This window comes from Bacteroides sp. HF-4919, from assembly GCF_018860125.1.
Genome location: NZ_JAHKNF010000010.1, coordinates 23,032 through 38,451 on the forward strand (window position 1 = coordinate 23,032; position 15,420 = coordinate 38,451).

The window sequence follows — 15,420 nt, forward strand, 5'->3', positions numbered from 1 at the left end:
TGCCTTTACGCCGGTATGTAAAAGCATTTACATATGCTTGTAAAAAGCAGGATGAACGGATGTTCCGTCCGGAAGGTACAGATCATCCTGTCCCGTCCTCCCATAGAGGCAAAGTAATGGCAAACTCCGTATATTCATCTTTCTCTGAGCGTACTGCTATCTTTCCACGATGATTGAGTATGATTTCCTTGCTCAGATACAATCCGATACCTGCCGCCTCACCGGTTGTCTTCGTCGTAAAGAACGGATCGAAGATTTTCTCAAGGATACTTTGTTCAATGCCCACCCCATTGTCGTATAAGCAGATGACTGCCTGTCCGTTTCGGCTTTCCAATGACAGACCAATCTCAGCCGGATATATATTCTTGCCATACTTCTTGATTATGGCATACATGCCGTTGTTAAGAAGACTCATAATGGTTTTCCCCAGTTGCTCGGCATTTCCGTTAATGAACAATGGTGTATCGGGAAGAGAAGTCCGGACCGAAATGTGCATTTCACTGATCTCCTTCCGGTAATAACTCTCCAGCAGTTCCATGTCTTTCCGGCACAAACCCGTCAATTCTATCTTCTCCAGTTGCTTGTTACGGTCTTTCAAAACCTCCTCCATAGCCTTCAGCACACGAGTAGTATTGCTTCCGTGTTCTTCTATTTTTGCCAGGTTATCTTTCATCATGGCTATGACATCTACCGAATCCAGATAAGTGTCTTCATCCAAAAGCTTTTGTGCACTTTCCAGGTTCTGATATAAATCCTGCAATAACCCCGAAGTCAGGTGAGAAAAATTATTAATGTAATTCAACGGATTCAGGATACGGTCGATCAGCCCTTGTGTCAGTTTACCGACAGTGGCCATTTTCTCTTGTCGCACCAAATCATCTTGTGCCTGCCTCAGCTCTTTCAATGCCTCTTCCAGCTTCAGGGACTTTTCCTCTATTTCATTTTTTTGCCGCACCAACTGTCCGGTACGTTGACCTACAAGATTCTCTAACCTTTCCTTCTCTTTCAGCAAGTTGTGCATCCGCCATTTAAACAGCAGGAACAGTATCCCTCCCAAAGTGACGGCATACAAAACGAGGCTATACCACTGTAAGTAAAAAGGAGGTGACAGCGAAAAACGGAATTGTTTTATTTCGCTTATCGTACCGTAAATATCACGTGCCTGCACGCAAAATGTATATGTACCCGAAGGAAGATTGGCATATTCCTTCTCTGTCCGGTAATCCCACGAACTCCATTCCGGATCGTAACCGACCAGACGGGATCTATATTCATTGGAGCCCGTGAAACAGGCCGCATCCGTGGCAAACGAGAAACGAATGGCGCGGACATCATCTCCAAAACGGGATATATCGTCGATACGTTGGTTTGCTGCCTCCGGATTTATCGGTAAATCCCCTCCCCGGTATATGGAATCGCGGTTCAGACAAACCTCACGAAGATAAATACGAGGAACAAACGGAGTAAACGCCTGTGCTTTGCCAAGATCCATCCGGATCAAACCAAAATCCCCCCCAAACCAGGCTGCATTCCTTTCTTCTATATAAATTACCCGCACAACATAGTTTCGAATTGCATGCAGGCATTGGTTTAATTTCCCGGTATTGTCCTGCGGATGCGTCACTTGCAACTCTTTACCCTTCAGATTCGTTTGCCAATTGTATCCGCGGCTGTCCGTATATCCGGTCATCACTTCTTCGTTTCCCCTTGGCTGAAGGACGAAAGAAGTTCCATCCCCTTTCTGCAGATAGATTTCTCCATACATGGTTTTTGCCCATACAGAATGATCTTTTTTCACTTCCAAATGTACCACCTTCTCAATTCCGGAAACTCTCCCGACCTGCCTTGTCCGGGTAGAATACCGATAAATCCCGTCCATAGCTCCCATTAAAATATCGGTGCCATCCGCGAATGTTAGCGAATAAGCTGCGACCTCTGTAAGTTTTCTCAAACGGTCATAATCCCCGACAGCATATATCCCATCACTGGTAGCCGCATATAACTCTCCTTCCGGAGAAAGCACAAGTTGCCAACAAGCTTGCGTAATCCCCCTGACAGGTACAAAGACATTGTGCCTCCATACATATAACCCCTGTAAGGTGCCGGCATACAGCATCCCCTTGTAGTGGATGACTGACACGACCTCTCCTTTCAAACCTTCATAGGAAGTAAAGCGGCTGAATAAAGAAGGAGTGAATACATGGAATACCCCATTATCAGTGGCCCCCCAGAGGTTCCCCCGCCCATCGGTGGCAACAGAAGATACGGAATTGCTGCACAGACCGTTATTCTCGGTTATAGAAAGTAGTTCTTTCCCTTCACTGTCGTTCACCGACAATCCACGGCCGATATCCTCCAATGTCGTTTGCTTCTGCCACTTCTCCTGCAACTGAACCGGAAGTATCTGTGTGGGAAACAGGAGGGTATCTTCCTGAACCGTATAACATCGGCCCGATGTCGTTTTCAGGTAAATAAGTCCGTCAACTTCCGCCATATCATCCAATTCACCGAAAGAAGAAGGGTCCAGATCGGACACAATGGTTCTCAACACGACACATCCGCGTTCATCACGCTCTATCCTTCCGAATACATTGTATCCTCCTGCCCATATCCTATCCCCCGAATCGCGGAACAGACGGGTGACACGGGAAAATCCGGGCGTATAGATTGTTTCCCAACGATTGTAATCATAATGAAGAATACCCTCGAAATTGGCAAAATAAACATTCCCGCAGCTGTCACACACAACGTCGAAATTACGATTGTGCGCCTGATACACAGAAGACGGATAGTTCACAAAGAATGGAACTCCTTCTTGTGAATCCGCACATATCGGGCAAAGACACAACATCAATAAGAGTATCTTTTTCATGGCTGGTACGTTTTTAAATAATAAGATTCAAATGGTATTTGCTTGCCGACATAGTACTCCCATTCTTCCTGTGTGAAGTCGCGTCGCAATCCCTGACGGACAACAGTAGCCATATGATCGGGCGAAACGGGTATCCGGTATAACCGGCCCTGTTCGTCTCCCATAAAAATGGATGTACCATCCGGATGAAGGCAGAAAGAGTGAATCCATCCGCTGCTTGTCATAATTACAGCAGATTCCGTCTTCCCTTTATGAAGATCCCATAAACGAAGTGTACAGTCATAACTGCTTGAAAACAGTTTATTCCCTTTCCGGAAAATGGCGGTGACGGCGGCCTGGTGTCCGATCAGCTTTTGCTGGACATTCCCATCTTTGTCACATATTAAAATGGTTCCTTCCCTACACCCCACGGCATACCTTTCATCAGAAAGAGAGCAAAAAGAGGTAACCCTCCCCCCTTGCGACCACCCCTCTATAAACCGGACAAATTGACCGGCAGATGAAAGCAAGGCTACTGTTCCATTCTTTAAAAAGACATAGAGGTTATCTCCTGACTTCCCGACACAAGTGACCGGATACTCCGGCTGAAAACAAAGCTGTATCTGATGGCTGATACAGTCAAAAGCATAAATACCCGTTGCAGAAATAGCTAAAAGCCGGTCGGAAGCAGCCGGAATCAATTGCCGGTATTTACCTTCAGGCAAAAGGTAAGCAGCCATACCGGCAGAGTTCACGGAGACAAGGCATCCGTCATAGGACAGGGCATACACCAGAGAATCCGAATGGATCAGCACATCCCGAAAATCATAACGGGAATCACTCAACAGAAATCCGGATGTGTACGTTTGTCCATCTCCCGACTTCCAACATATCATTTCACCGTATTTACTGACAGTGACCAATCCCGGCAGAGAATCCCGGCAAGTCTGCGGGTTTCCAATTGTTTCGTGCAACAACCTGATGCCGGTGATAGCCCCCTTGTGTCTAAACCAAAGTTGATCTTGCCTGCAAGATAAGGACAAAGCGTTGAAGACAGCCGGATGATACACATCACCATCATAGTGTTTTGTGAACTGCCAGGAAGTATATGCCAGCAACGAGGCCAGTTCCATGTTGCCGGACCGGTATTGGGTGACAGAAAGCGTACCCAATGAACGTCCCAAGGCCAGAAAAGCCAACGTATCGGCCACTCTCTTCGATTGTTCAGCCTGTAGTTGTCGTTCCATTGCCAGATTCTTCTGTTCATCCGCCAACCGATAGGCTTTCTCAGCCTCCCATTGTGCAGTAAATGCCTTTTCACGAGCTATTTCCGCCTGCTGCTGCATTTGATTAGCTTTCCGGGTCTGCGCGACAGCTTCCTGCCTTCTCTTTTCGGAAATGTCTTTTTGCTGATAGGCAATCTCCTCCATTTGCTGACTGACACGTTGGATAAGAACCGACTGCCTTTCTTTGTCCTGAAACTCCTCCAAAGACAAAGTCAGACGGTCTTTCTCCAATTCCGAATGACGATAGGCCCGGTATAAAACCAGACAAACAGTCAACAGTACACAAGGGACTGCTATGATCCAACGGATTATATTTTGGCTTAACTTGATCATCATACAGGTTCATCTTCCGATTGCGGATACTTCTTTTTAATGGTTAACCGATTCTCTTTATTGACGTAGGCATACGCCACATCATCCATCATTTCACGTACCAGAAAAATCCCCAATCCCCCTATCTCACGCTGTTCCGGCGGTAATGAAATGTCCGGATCGGCTTTAGCCAGAGGATTGAACGGAACACCTCCATCTATGAATTCCAGGACAATCTCTCCACCTTCATCCCATAAACACAGAGTCAGGTAACCGTCCGTTTCCTGCGGATAAGCATAATTGATAATATTGACTATTATCTCCTCACTTACCAAACGGAGGGCATAAGACAGGGAGGGATGTGAAGTAACTTCACGGCTATGCATCAGCATATCGAGAATTTCATCCAACCTCCCGACGACAGGGCGAAACTGAAGTAACGTCATTGCTCAGGTATTTTTTAAGATTGTGATAATTCGTCAAGGGTCTGATAGAAACGAAAAAACTTATCGAATCCGGTCATGTGCATTACGTCCTTAATCTCTTGCGACACACCGACAAGACATACATTCCTGCCTTTAGCCTTTGCCAGTTTAAAGGCGTAGAGCATAACGCGTAATCCGGCACTGGATACGTAGGAACAATTGCTGAGGTCCAACGCCACAGAATGCCCTTGCTCAATAAGAGCTACAATTTTAGTTTGTTCGTCAGCGCTTGTATTTGAATCCAAAACGGCACCAACTGGATGAATTTCATACTTTTCCATAGTTTTCTTATTTTTTAGTATTATCTGATTCGTTGAAGAGACAGTAAAGTGATATCATCGGACTGAGGATAATCTCCGGAGAAAGCCCTGACAGAGTGAAGCACCTGCGTAACGACCTCTTTCGCTGAAGTATCTTCTTGCAAAGCACCCAGAACTTCCTGCAGTTTGCCTTCCGAGAATTGTTCGCGTTTATCATTGAAGGCTTCCGTTACCCCATCGGTATACAGAAGTAGAGTATCTCCGACTCCAAACTCCAATGTATTACTTTCAAATTCAATGTCATCGAACACTCCGACCACAAAATTGGAAGCGACAGGCAAGTACGCTGCCGATCGGTTTCTCCGAAGAATAGATGGAGGGTTATGTCCGGCATTGGTATAATCCATTACACCGGTCCTACAGTTATAGATCCCATAAAAAACCGTCACAAACATAGAGTCCATACTTTCTTTGCACAGCAGTTTGTTGGCATAAGTGAGACATTCAGCCGATGATACTCCCCGGAGAGCGGTTGCCCGAAGCAGTGTCCGGCTAACGGCCATGAACAAAGATGCGGGTACACCTTTCCCGGATACGTCGGCAATCACCAGACCTATGCGCTCGTCGTCAATCTGGAAAAAGTCGTAAAAGTCACCACCTACATCTTTGGCCGGGGTCATGGAGGCATAGATATCGACCATTCCCGCCAACTCAGGAAAAGGCGGAAAAGAACGGGGAAGAATGGTTTGCTGGATTTCTCCTGCAATGGCCAGGTCATTCTTGATAGACTCCAGTTGATTGTGTTCCTGCTGTGACTCCCGGATATAACGGACTTGTTCAATTGCTTTTTCAATAGTCCGCGATAAGTCTTCCAGATCTATCGGCTTGGTAGCAAAGTCGAATGCCCCCTTATTCATGGCAGAACGTATGTTGTCCATATCTCCATAAGCAGAGACCATAATACATTTCATCGCCGGATTTTTCAATTCATTGATCTTGGCCAGCAAGGTCAATCCATCCATCTCGGGCATATTAATATCGCTTAGGATAATATCGAAATCAGGAGTTTCCAGAAGTTTCTGTAAAGCCTCCAACCCATTATGGGCAAAGGCAAACTCGTATTCACCTTTTCGTATCTGTCGCCTGAAGTACTGGGTAAGCAATACCTCTAAATCGAGTTCATCATCTACACTTAATATTTTTGCAGCCATATCTGTGATTATTTATAAATTTCAATTTTCTATTCAGACTTTTATGACGGCAAAAATAGAGAGTGCCCGACCCGGTTACAATTTTATATTTTAAACCGGAAGAATGTTTTTCCGAATGAATGCTATTGTCTTATAAGCATACAGGGCCGCGTGTCCTTGTCCCTCAAGGAAAGCAATCAAAAGACCGATTCCTCCTTTTAAAAGGAACTATAGCTTATTCGGAATTTATATTTTCAGGATAGGGCTTTTCTTTTCACTTTTGCTGTCGTAAGCTTACAAAGAATAAATAAAAACGGGCGGAACCGAAAAGCCGGAAATAGAGTAGGAAGAAAGTTCTCTTCAATACAGGAGAATAAAATATTTCTCAAGAAGAATTATGATTAAAGTAAATTTCCCGAAACCGCTGCTGATTCAATCAGTAGCTTTCAAAGATGTATTCCTTCGGATGGATGGAAATGGAATTACCCAAGCCAATGGTGCAGGTGCAGGAAAAGTAAGTTGCCAGAGAAATATGTCTCCTACCGGAGCATTTAAAGTACAAGAACAGAAAAATGGTACGTTTACCATTGAATCAGTAAAGTATCCCGGGGTATTTCTCCGCATGGACGGAAGTGGCATTCGTGGCTTTGCAGGATCGGGTGCAGGACATGTAAACTGTCAGTTTGGAGCGAGTGACTGGGAACACTTCAAGCTGCACGAACAGAACGACGGTTCATATACCATTGAATCAGTTGCCTTCCCGAATGTATTCCTCCGCATGGACGGAAATAACCGGTCGGCTAAAGAAGAAGATTTTGGTACAGTAAACTGCCAATACGGAGCAAGTACCTGTGAAAAGTTCTATTTATTGAATATGCCTGAAACAGGCAAAGTAAAAGATATGTTTAACAAATTTGCGAAATAGCAGAAGGTATTAATACATAAAAAAATCAGAAGTTATAGTTAAACCTATAGCTTCTGATTATATAATTAAGATCAAGATATTCCGGCAGGTTCTGATGATTAGTCTTTCTTATCCAATGCCTCAAAACAAGAGTTTTTGCTCACAAACTCCGGAACAATATCTTTCATGGCAGCTACGATCTTCATCTGATCATAGGTATAACTTACATCGATTAATTTCTGGATTCTCTCTTTCACTTCGTCATAATCATACTCACGCACAGTGGCAATCATAATCTTTTCGTGGTAAGTGGGCTTGGTCAGCTCTTTCACGTTGAGCAACTCTTCGTACAGCTTCTCACCATGGCGCAAACCGGTAAATTCAATCTTCACGTCCGTACGTCCCGAAAGGCTGATCATTCGCTTAGCCAGATCGACAATCTTCACGGGTTTACCCATATCGAAGATGTAGATTTCTCCGCCATTACCCATACTACCGGCCTCCAATACCAGACGACAAGCTTCGGGTATAGTCATGAAATAACGGATAATCTCAGGGTGAGTAACAGTTACAGGACCTCCACGCTGAATCTGATCGCGGAAACGGGGAATAACCGAACCGTTAGAGCCTAATACATTACCGAAACGAGTGGTAATGAACTGCACCGAACGAGTGCCTTCCTTCTGTAATTTTTTCGCTAATGACTGTACATAGATTTCACAGATACGCTTTGAACATCCCATTACATTGGTCGGATTGACAGCCTTATCCGTAGAAATCATCACAAATTTCTCCGAACCGAATTTAACAGCAAGATCGGCAAGCGTACGTGTACCCGACACATTAATCTGAATAGACTCCGACACGTTGTCTTCCATCATCGGCACATGCTTGTAGGCGGCTGCATGAAATATGTATTGAGGCTTGTATTCACGGAAAATAGCTTCCATGCGGGTAGCGTTCGATATATCAGCAACAATCGTCTCAGCATCGATATCACGCCAACGATCTTGTAATTCCAGACGAATGTCATGTAACGGAGTCTCAGCCTGATCAATCAGGATCAACTTATATGGGTTGAAAGAAGCAACCTGACGCATAATCTCACTACCAATAGAACCGGCAGCACCGGTAATCATCACTCGTTTACCTTCCAAATGGGAAGCAATCTTATGAATATCTACCTCGATAGGTTCGCGTTGCAAGAGATCTTCAATCTGTATTTCCTTCAGTTGGGTTTTATTGAGTGATTGTCCGCCCCATTCGCTCAGAGGAGGAGCGGTCAGCAACTTCACGTTATTGGAGAGCAGCGTATCAATCATGTCGGACTTTTTCAGTTTCTCCATCTTAGCCGGAGAAACAATGATGGTATGCACATCACGGTCGTTCATGTTTTCAATTAGTAGTTCGTCGTTTGGAAACACCTTAGCTCCCATCATAACTTTACCAATCAACTCCGGCTCGTCGGCTATAAAACCACGAAGACGATAATGATTACGCAAATTTACACGCAGAGACTTGGCTATGTTCACTCCGGCCTCTTTGGCACCATAAATAAATACGTTAGTGGTATGACTACCATCGAAGTTGAGCACTTCAAAAAACATCTTAACTACTATACGCGAACAAGCCATCATGGCAAAATTGATCACGTACGCCATAAACAGCACGCTGATGGCACCAATCCGGACACCCAGATAAGCGTCCAGCAGAACACTCAGAATCATCAGTACCCCATAAGAGACCGTAAGCGACACAAAAATGCGCATAATGTCCACAAACGAAGAAAAGCGAAGTACATTTGAATAGGTACGGAATACCCGGAAGAAAATCAAATTAGCCACTACTGTCCAAAGAATGGTCTTATCTATCGTAGACGAATCCAGAAAAATGCTGCGAAAATCGTAACGAAGCGAATAGGCAAGCAAACAGGATGCGACAATAATAAATATGTCAATCAATAGGATAGTCCAAATGGGCAGTACCTTCGCGGAAAGATACCGATGGAAAAAATTCTGTTTCATTTGTTTTACAGTTTTTGTTTTAGGCGGTGCAAAGATACACTATTTTCACTAACCCGTGCGTTTTTATTTGACAAAATAAAGTTTTTAACACAATAAAAGTGGAATAATAGTGTAAAAAAGGGACGGAATTCTCTTCTTCCGTCCCTTTAAAATATGGATATTACATTAAGTTACTTGCCAATTCACTCAATTCGCTGCGTTCACCTTTCACCAGATTGACATGTGCAAACAGGTTCTGATCTTTCATGCGATCGATCATATACACCAGACCATTAGACTGACTGTCCAGATAAGGTTGGTCAATCTGTTGGATATCTCCGGTAAACACCATCTTGGTTCCCTCTCCGGCACGGGTGATAATAGTTTTAATTTCGTGTGGGGTCAGATTCTGTGCTTCGTCAATTATGCAGTAGGTTTCGCTAAGGCTTCGTCCGCGAATGAATGCCAAAGCCTCGATCACCAATTGCTCGCTCTTCTGCATATCTTCCAACCGCTTCACTTCGGTAGAGTTTGAGGCAAACTGACGTTTTATTACATTCAGGTTATCGAACAGGGGTTGCATATAGGGTGCTACCTTTTCAGTCGCATCTCCCGGAAGGAATCCCAAATCTTTATTGGAAAGGGCTACAATAGGACGTGCCAGCAGAATTTGTTTATATTCAGTAAGTTTTCCCAAAGCTGCGGCCAGGGCAAGCAATGTTTTACCGGTTCCGGCCTTACCTGTCAAAGCCACCAGTTTTATATCGGGATCATTCAGAATTTCGAAAGCGAAACTCTGTTCCGCATTACGCGGTTCGATTCCATAATTTTTCGTTTTATTTACCCGGCAGACCATGTGTGTAAAGGGATTGTAACGGGCAAGCACACTGCTGCGATCACTCTTAAGAATGAAACATTCGTTGGGACGAAGAATGTCCTTAAAATCAAATTCATTGATATCCAGCCCTTCTCTGGACGAGTAAATACGGTCGATCAACTCCGGTTCTATGTTTTCGAATACCTCGTTCGATTTTTCGAAAATATCGACATTCACAACCTTATCGGTGATATAGTCCTCGCAAAGTATCCCTATGGAACGGGCTTTCATCCGTAAGTTGACATCCTTAGTCACCAGGATATTTTTCATTTTCGGATATTTCCGCGCCAGAAACTCGGCTACAGCCAATATCTGATGATCCGGTTTACGGGCAGGAAACGATTCATGTACTTTAGGAGCTTCCGAATCACCTGTTATAATAAACAACTTGCCCAGTCCTTCGCCCAAAGGGGCGCCATGGGTGAACAGGCTATCGTCGGTTATTAAATCAAGTTCGCGCACAAACTCACGCGCATTGTAATTGATTTGTTCGTTACCTTTCTTGAATTTATCCAATTCTTCCAAAACAACAATCGGAAGATAAATATCATTCTCCTGAAAATTCTTCAGGCAATTGTAGTCGTGGAGAATAACATTCGTGTCGAGCACAAAATTTTTCTTTGTTCCCATGATTCTTAGATTTAAATGTTGATATTTGCAATCAAAAAGACAATCGACACCTCTGTGTTGAATTGTTGCAACTAAGATAACAAATAAAAAGGCAAACAAAAGAAGTTGCCCGTTAAATATTATAAAACATGAATTATCAGGAAACTTTAGACTACCTATACAACAGCGTTCCCATGTTCCAACAGGTAGGAAGCAGTGCATACAAAGAGGGACTGGAAAACACCCATGCATTAGACGAATATTTGGGACATCCTCACACCACGTTTCAAAGTATCCACATCGCCGGAACTAATGGAAAGGGCTCTTGCTCACACACATTGGCAGCAATCTTGCAGTCGGCCGGATATAAAGTCGGGCTCTATACTTCGCCCCATTTAGTCGACTTCCGCGAACGTATCCGCATCAATGGCGAGACCATTTCACAAGAATACGTGATCCGTTTTGTGGAAAGCCACCGTTCTTTTTTTGAACCATTGCATCCTTCGTTCTTCGAGCTGACTACAGCCATGGCATTCCGATACTTTGCCGACCGGCATATCGACGTAGCTGTAATCGAAGTTGGACTGGGAGGACGCCTGGATTGCACCAACATCATTCATCCGGATTTGAGTATTATCACCAATATCAGTTTCGACCACATGCAGTTTCTGGGCAATACACTGGCAAAAATAGCGACAGAAAAAGCAGGTATCATAAAAAAAGGTGTACCGGTTGTCATTGGTGAAACAACCGAAGAGACTAAGCCCGTATTTTTGCAGAAAGCTCAGGAAGTGGAAGCTCCTATCATCTTCGCAGAAGAAGAACAAAGACTAAAAGGAGCAACAAAATTCAAAGCCTGTACGAACAGAAAATGGACAGAATGTCCGGAAAAACACTCCAGTGCTGTACAAGCAGAAGAAGCAGAAGCTGTTTCCGGCTGGATCTACGAAAACGAGACATATCCCGAACTGGAAGGAGTATTGGGAGGTTCATATCAACTAAAAAACACAAATACACTCTTGTCTGCTCTTCCCATCCTGAGGAAGTCAGGTTATAAGATCAGTGACAATGACGTAAGAAACGGTTTCCGGCAAGTAGACCAAATGACCGGACTACAAGGACGCTGGCAAAAATTGAGAAACTCTCCCACCATCATTTGTGACACGGGACACAATGTAGCAGGTATCTCTTATATCGTAGAGCAACTAAAGCAAATGAAATATGAACGTCTCCACATGGTCATCGGTATGGTGAATGACAAAGACGTCAGTGGAGTACTGGCTTTACTGCCTAAAAATGCAGTCTACTATTTCACCAAAGCGAGCGTCAAAAGAGCTCTGTCAGAGACTCTGTTACAGCAAATCGGAGCCTCTGCCGGACTACAGGGCAACACTTATCCTGATGTTCAATCGGCTGTAAAGGCCGCACAAGAAAAAAGCCTCCCGAAAGACTTGATCTTCGTAGGAGGCAGTAGCTTTATTGTAGCCGACTTATTATCGTGCCGCGATACACTCGATCTCGACTAAAGCATCTTTAGGCAAGGCTTTCACGGCAACAGCCGAACGGGCGGGAAATGCGCCTTCAAAATAAGTTGCATATACCCCATTCATTCCGGCAAACAAAGACATATCCTGGAGGAAAACTGTCGTTTTTACAATATCTGACATGGTCAGACCGGCAGCCTCAAGGATATGTTTTATGTTTTCAAGAGACTGACGGGCTTGTGCTTCCACACCGTCGGGCATCAGCCCCGTAGCTGCATCGATAGGAAGCTGACCGGAAACAAATACCATTCCATTCGCTTCAATAGCTTGACTGTAAGGACCGATAGCTCCCGGTGCCTTATCACTGCAAATTACTTTTTTCATTTTACTTGGTTTATTAATGATTGACATTTATGGTAAAGTTGATATCCTGAGGATGATAAAAAACTCCTATCAGGAAAGTTCTTATGAAAACAAAGATAAGAAAAAAATATAAGAGCTATGCAGTATTTGGCAAACAAACGTATTTATATATATGAATACACAAAAGAATCAGAATAACTTTAACCGAATAAGACCTAAACTTTAACAAAATGGAGATGTTAGAAATGGATCTCCCCCATAAAGAGAGAGGTTATCGCAATGACGATAACCTCTTCTCTTTTATATTTCCGGCACTTTATTTACAATGCTTCTTAATCAGTTCATCCACATTAGGATCGCCAAGTTCTTTTGCTTTGGCAAAACTTGCACAAGCCTCTTTTTCTTGCTTCAACTGAATCTGGCAAATTCCTAACAAACGATATGCTTCGGCATATTTCGGATCAACAGTCAATGCATCTTTCAATGCTTTCTCGGCCTCCGCATAGCGTCCCACACGCAGGTTGACCACTGCCAACTCTGCCCGATAAGTGAGATCTTCCGGATTCAGCTCGATTGCCTTTGTGATATCATCCAAAGCACGCTGGAATTGTTTGGCTTTGAAGGCAGCCTGTTCCCGATAATAATAAAACAAATCGTTAACACTGCCATTCACTGCATTGAAATATGCATCATAATCGGCCAGAGCCGGACGATACTTTTCTACATTCATATACATCTGGGCACGTTCCAACAGATAGGGAGCCAAATCTGCTGTAATGGGCGTCGGACAATGGGCAATACAACTATCCAGCAAAGCAACGACCTCTTCGGGAGCAGCTTTACTCAATTCCTTTGCCTTGGCAGCACTGAAGAAGGAAGCCGGAGATGCCAATTCGGTTCCGTTCACTTTGTCATAGCTGGTAAATGCACCGGCATAATCCTGCTTGGCAAAAAGAATATCTCCTTCAAGTTGACGGTATACAGGCAAATCCTGAACAGCTATCGCACTACGCACATCCGCCAGAGCCTTATCATATGTCCAATCCTTATAAGTGGTTTCAGGTTTACTCAATTGATAGTTGTATATCAACTTGGCTATGTTATAATAAACATCATCCTTTTTCTGTGCAACCTTCAGGGCATGCTCCAAATCGGCAGCTGCTTTATCCATATCTTTACCTGCAAACACATAGTTCCCTGCACGGCGAAGATAGCCATCCGCACTGTTCGGGAAAGTTTTGATAAAATCATCAAGGGCAACGGCATAAGCCTCAGGAGTAGTTTGCGTAGAAGCGATAAACAGGTAAACCAAAGCCTGATCTTCATCTTCAGGCAAGCCTTTCTTTATACCGATTGCATTCAGCGCGGCGTCGCTCAGTGCAAGAGCATTGATATTCTGTGACATGGCAAAAGCTGCACCTGCTGCATAACTAATAGAGGTAGTATCCTGTCCGGAAGCTTTTTGTGCCACTCCGAACACTTTACCGTCTGCTGTCGTTACCGGACAACTTACCATCTTATCTTTCAATACCATATCCAGTGTATAATAATGATATTTATCACCACCGATATTATCCACCTTTTTCACTTTGCCGCTGGTCACGTTTCCACCTTTCTGAGTGGAATAAGGTAACAGATAGACTTCGGCACCTACAGCCGGAGCTACAGTGGATACCTGTAATGCCGGCACCTTCTTTACTGTTATGCCGACACGGAACTTTATGATATCATACATATCATTGGCTCCCAGAATACATTCAACCGGCATTTTCTCTCCTTCGGAATTAATGATAACAGCACGCTGAGCTCCTTTAAACAAAGAATAGTCAGACAGAGCCACTCCGTCTTCGGTCACAAAAAATCCGTTACCGGTATTCTGAATTTTGTCGTCTTTATCATACGTAACGATGGAAAACACCGATCGTTTCGCCTTCTCTACCCATTTGGGGGCTTGCGCTACACTCCATTGTGACAGGAGACAAAGCACAAATGTGAATAATATGCTCTTTTTCATGTATTTGAATGTTGTTTTAGTTTGTACGTTGTTTCACGCCTTCATAAATCAGGATACCAGCGGCTACCGACACATTGAGTGACTCAATACTGCCCAACATCGGAATCTTGACCCATTCGTCGCATAACGCAAGGTTATCGTACGAAACACCGGTGTCCTCGGCGCCCATAATGATGCACATCGGACCGGTATAGTCGGCCTTCGTATAATCATAATCACCCTTTTCGGTAGCAGCCACAATGCGGAATCCACTATCTTTCAGATATTGTAAAGTTGTCTTTAAGTTCTGTTCACGACAGACAGGCAAAGTATGCAGAGCTCCGGCTGAAGTCTTCATCGCATCCGCATTGACCGTAACACTTCCTTTCGCAGGAATAATGACAGCATCCACTCCGGCACATTCGCAAGTACGGGCTATGGCACCAAAATTACGCACATCCGTAATCCCGTCGAGCATAACAAAGAACGGACTCTTACCTTCCTCAAAGAGGAAAGGTACCAGATCTTCGGTCTTCTGATACGTCACCGAAGATATGAATGCCACTACACCCTGATGATTTTTACGGGTGATGCGGTTGATACGTTCCACTGGGACGCGCTGAACAGGAATCAGCGTACCTTTCAGAGCAGCAAACAGCTCCTTGGACAAGTCACTCTGAATGTCTTTCTTCACCAAAATCTTGTCTATCTCTTTACCAGCCTGAATGGCTTCAATCACGGCGCGGACGCCGAAAATCATTTCGCTTTTATCAATCATGTAATTGTCTGCATTTTTAGAGTAT

General features: G+C 44.1%; 12 protein-coding genes. 2 read left to right on the top strand and 10 right to left on the bottom strand.

Annotated features, from left to right (window positions below; genetic code table 11):
* Positions 1–82: 82 nt before the first annotated feature.
* Genes KO473_RS16785 through KO473_RS16805 form a run of 5 tightly spaced genes read right to left on the bottom strand, consistent with a single transcriptional unit; the run spans position 83 to position 6,405 of the window.
* On the bottom strand, positions 83–2,872 hold the full coding sequence (locus KO473_RS16785) for an ATP-binding protein (protein WP_122130730.1): 2,790 nt from the start codon (positions 2,870–2,872) through the stop codon (positions 83–85).
* Positions 2,869–4,470: a WD40 repeat domain-containing protein gene (locus tag KO473_RS16790; protein ID WP_065739538.1), complete on the bottom strand. Its 1,602-nt coding sequence runs from the start codon at positions 4,468–4,470 to the stop codon at positions 2,869–2,871. The genes KO473_RS16785 and KO473_RS16790 overlap by 4 nt, the downstream gene beginning before the upstream one ends.
* On the bottom strand, positions 4,470–4,895 hold the full coding sequence (locus tag KO473_RS16795; RefSeq protein ID WP_005779989.1) for an ATP-binding protein: 426 nt from the start codon (positions 4,893–4,895) through the stop codon (positions 4,470–4,472). Before KO473_RS16795 ends, KO473_RS16790 begins: the two co-directional genes overlap by 1 nt.
* A 14-nt stretch (positions 4,896–4,909) precedes the next feature.
* A complete protein-coding gene (locus KO473_RS16800) occupies positions 4,910–5,215 on the bottom strand; it encodes an STAS domain-containing protein (RefSeq protein WP_005779990.1) in 306 nt (101 codons plus the stop codon).
* A gap of 20 nt (positions 5,216–5,235) precedes the next feature.
* Complete coding sequence (locus tag KO473_RS16805; RefSeq protein WP_005779991.1) at positions 5,236–6,405, bottom strand: PP2C family protein-serine/threonine phosphatase; 1,170 nt, start codon at positions 6,403–6,405, stop codon at positions 5,236–5,238.
* A gap of 376 nt (positions 6,406–6,781) precedes the next feature.
* Here KO473_RS16805 and KO473_RS16810 point away from each other — a divergent pair, with 376 nt between their 5' ends.
* The gene (locus KO473_RS16810) at positions 6,782–7,309 is read left to right on the top strand and encodes a hypothetical protein (RefSeq protein WP_122130729.1); all 528 of its coding nucleotides are present in this window, start codon (positions 6,782–6,784) and stop codon (positions 7,307–7,309) included.
* Between the two features lie 98 nt (positions 7,310–7,407).
* On the opposite strand, the gene KO473_RS16815 is transcribed toward KO473_RS16810, so the two are convergent.
* Together KO473_RS16815 and KO473_RS16820 are read right to left on the bottom strand one after the other, a co-directional pair.
* Positions 7,408–9,312, bottom strand: a complete 1,905-nt coding sequence (locus tag KO473_RS16815; protein ID WP_005820835.1) for a nucleoside-diphosphate sugar epimerase/dehydratase — start codon at positions 9,310–9,312, stop codon at positions 7,408–7,410.
* Between the two features lie 160 nt (positions 9,313–9,472).
* On the bottom strand, positions 9,473–10,798 hold the full coding sequence (locus KO473_RS16820; protein ID WP_005779995.1) for a PhoH family protein: 1,326 nt from the start codon (positions 10,796–10,798) through the stop codon (positions 9,473–9,475).
* Positions 10,799–10,926: 128 nt separating this feature from the next.
* Here KO473_RS16820 and KO473_RS16825 point away from each other — a divergent pair, with 128 nt between their 5' ends.
* Entirely contained in the window at positions 10,927–12,303 is a 1,377-nt protein-coding gene (locus KO473_RS16825; RefSeq protein ID WP_005820837.1) for a folylpolyglutamate synthase/dihydrofolate synthase family protein, read from the top strand.
* Here KO473_RS16825 and KO473_RS16830 read toward each other — a convergent pair.
* The 3 genes from KO473_RS16830 to rlmB all read right to left on the bottom strand — a co-directional run bounded on the left by KO473_RS16830 (position 12,271) and on the right by rlmB (position 15,395).
* Entirely contained in the window at positions 12,271–12,645 is a 375-nt protein-coding gene (locus KO473_RS16830) for a RidA family protein (protein WP_005806951.1), read from the bottom strand. The two genes, KO473_RS16825 and KO473_RS16830, sit on opposite strands and share 33 nt — an antisense overlap.
* Positions 12,646–12,940: 295 nt before the next feature.
* Complete coding sequence (locus tag KO473_RS16835; RefSeq protein WP_005820839.1) at positions 12,941–14,638, bottom strand: serine protease; 1,698 nt, start codon at positions 14,636–14,638, stop codon at positions 12,941–12,943.
* A gap of 16 nt (positions 14,639–14,654) precedes the next feature.
* Positions 14,655–15,395: a 23S rRNA (guanosine(2251)-2'-O)-methyltransferase RlmB gene (gene rlmB / locus KO473_RS16840; protein ID WP_005779999.1), complete on the bottom strand. Its 741-nt coding sequence runs from the start codon at positions 15,393–15,395 to the stop codon at positions 14,655–14,657.
* Between the last annotated feature and the right edge of the window lie 25 nt (positions 15,396–15,420).

Bases quoted from the DNA above. Each gene is read 5' to 3' on its own strand.
- KO473_RS16785 (WP_122130730.1), bottom strand. From the start codon at position 2,872: ATGAAAAAGATACTCTTATTGATGTTGTGTCTTTGCCCGATATGTGCG.
- KO473_RS16790 (WP_065739538.1), bottom strand. From the start codon at position 4,470: ATGATCAAGTTAAGCCAAAATATAATCCGTTGGATCATAGCAGTCCCT.
- KO473_RS16795 (WP_005779989.1), bottom strand. From the start codon at position 4,895: ATGACGTTACTTCAGTTTCGCCCTGTCGTCGGGAGGTTGGATGAAATT.
- KO473_RS16800 (WP_005779990.1), bottom strand. From the start codon at position 5,215: ATGGAAAAGTATGAAATTCATCCAGTTGGTGCCGTTTTGGATTCAAAT.
- KO473_RS16805 (WP_005779991.1), bottom strand. From the start codon at position 6,405: ATGGCTGCAAAAATATTAAGTGTAGATGATGAACTCGATTTAGAGGTA.
- KO473_RS16810 (WP_122130729.1), top strand. From the start codon at position 6,782: ATGATTAAAGTAAATTTCCCGAAACCGCTGCTGATTCAATCAGTAGCT.
- KO473_RS16815 (WP_005820835.1), bottom strand. From the start codon at position 9,312: ATGAAACAGAATTTTTTCCATCGGTATCTTTCCGCGAAGGTACTGCCC.
- KO473_RS16820 (WP_005779995.1), bottom strand. From the start codon at position 10,798: ATGGGAACAAAGAAAAATTTTGTGCTCGACACGAATGTTATTCTCCAC.
- KO473_RS16825 (WP_005820837.1), top strand. From the start codon at position 10,927: ATGAATTATCAGGAAACTTTAGACTACCTATACAACAGCGTTCCCATG.
- KO473_RS16830 (WP_005806951.1), bottom strand. From the start codon at position 12,645: ATGAAAAAAGTAATTTGCAGTGATAAGGCACCGGGAGCTATCGGTCCT.
- KO473_RS16835 (WP_005820839.1), bottom strand. From the start codon at position 14,638: ATGAAAAAGAGCATATTATTCACATTTGTGCTTTGTCTCCTGTCACAA.
- rlmB (WP_005779999.1), bottom strand. From the start codon at position 15,395: ATGATTGATAAAAGCGAAATGATTTTCGGCGTCCGCGCCGTGATTGAA.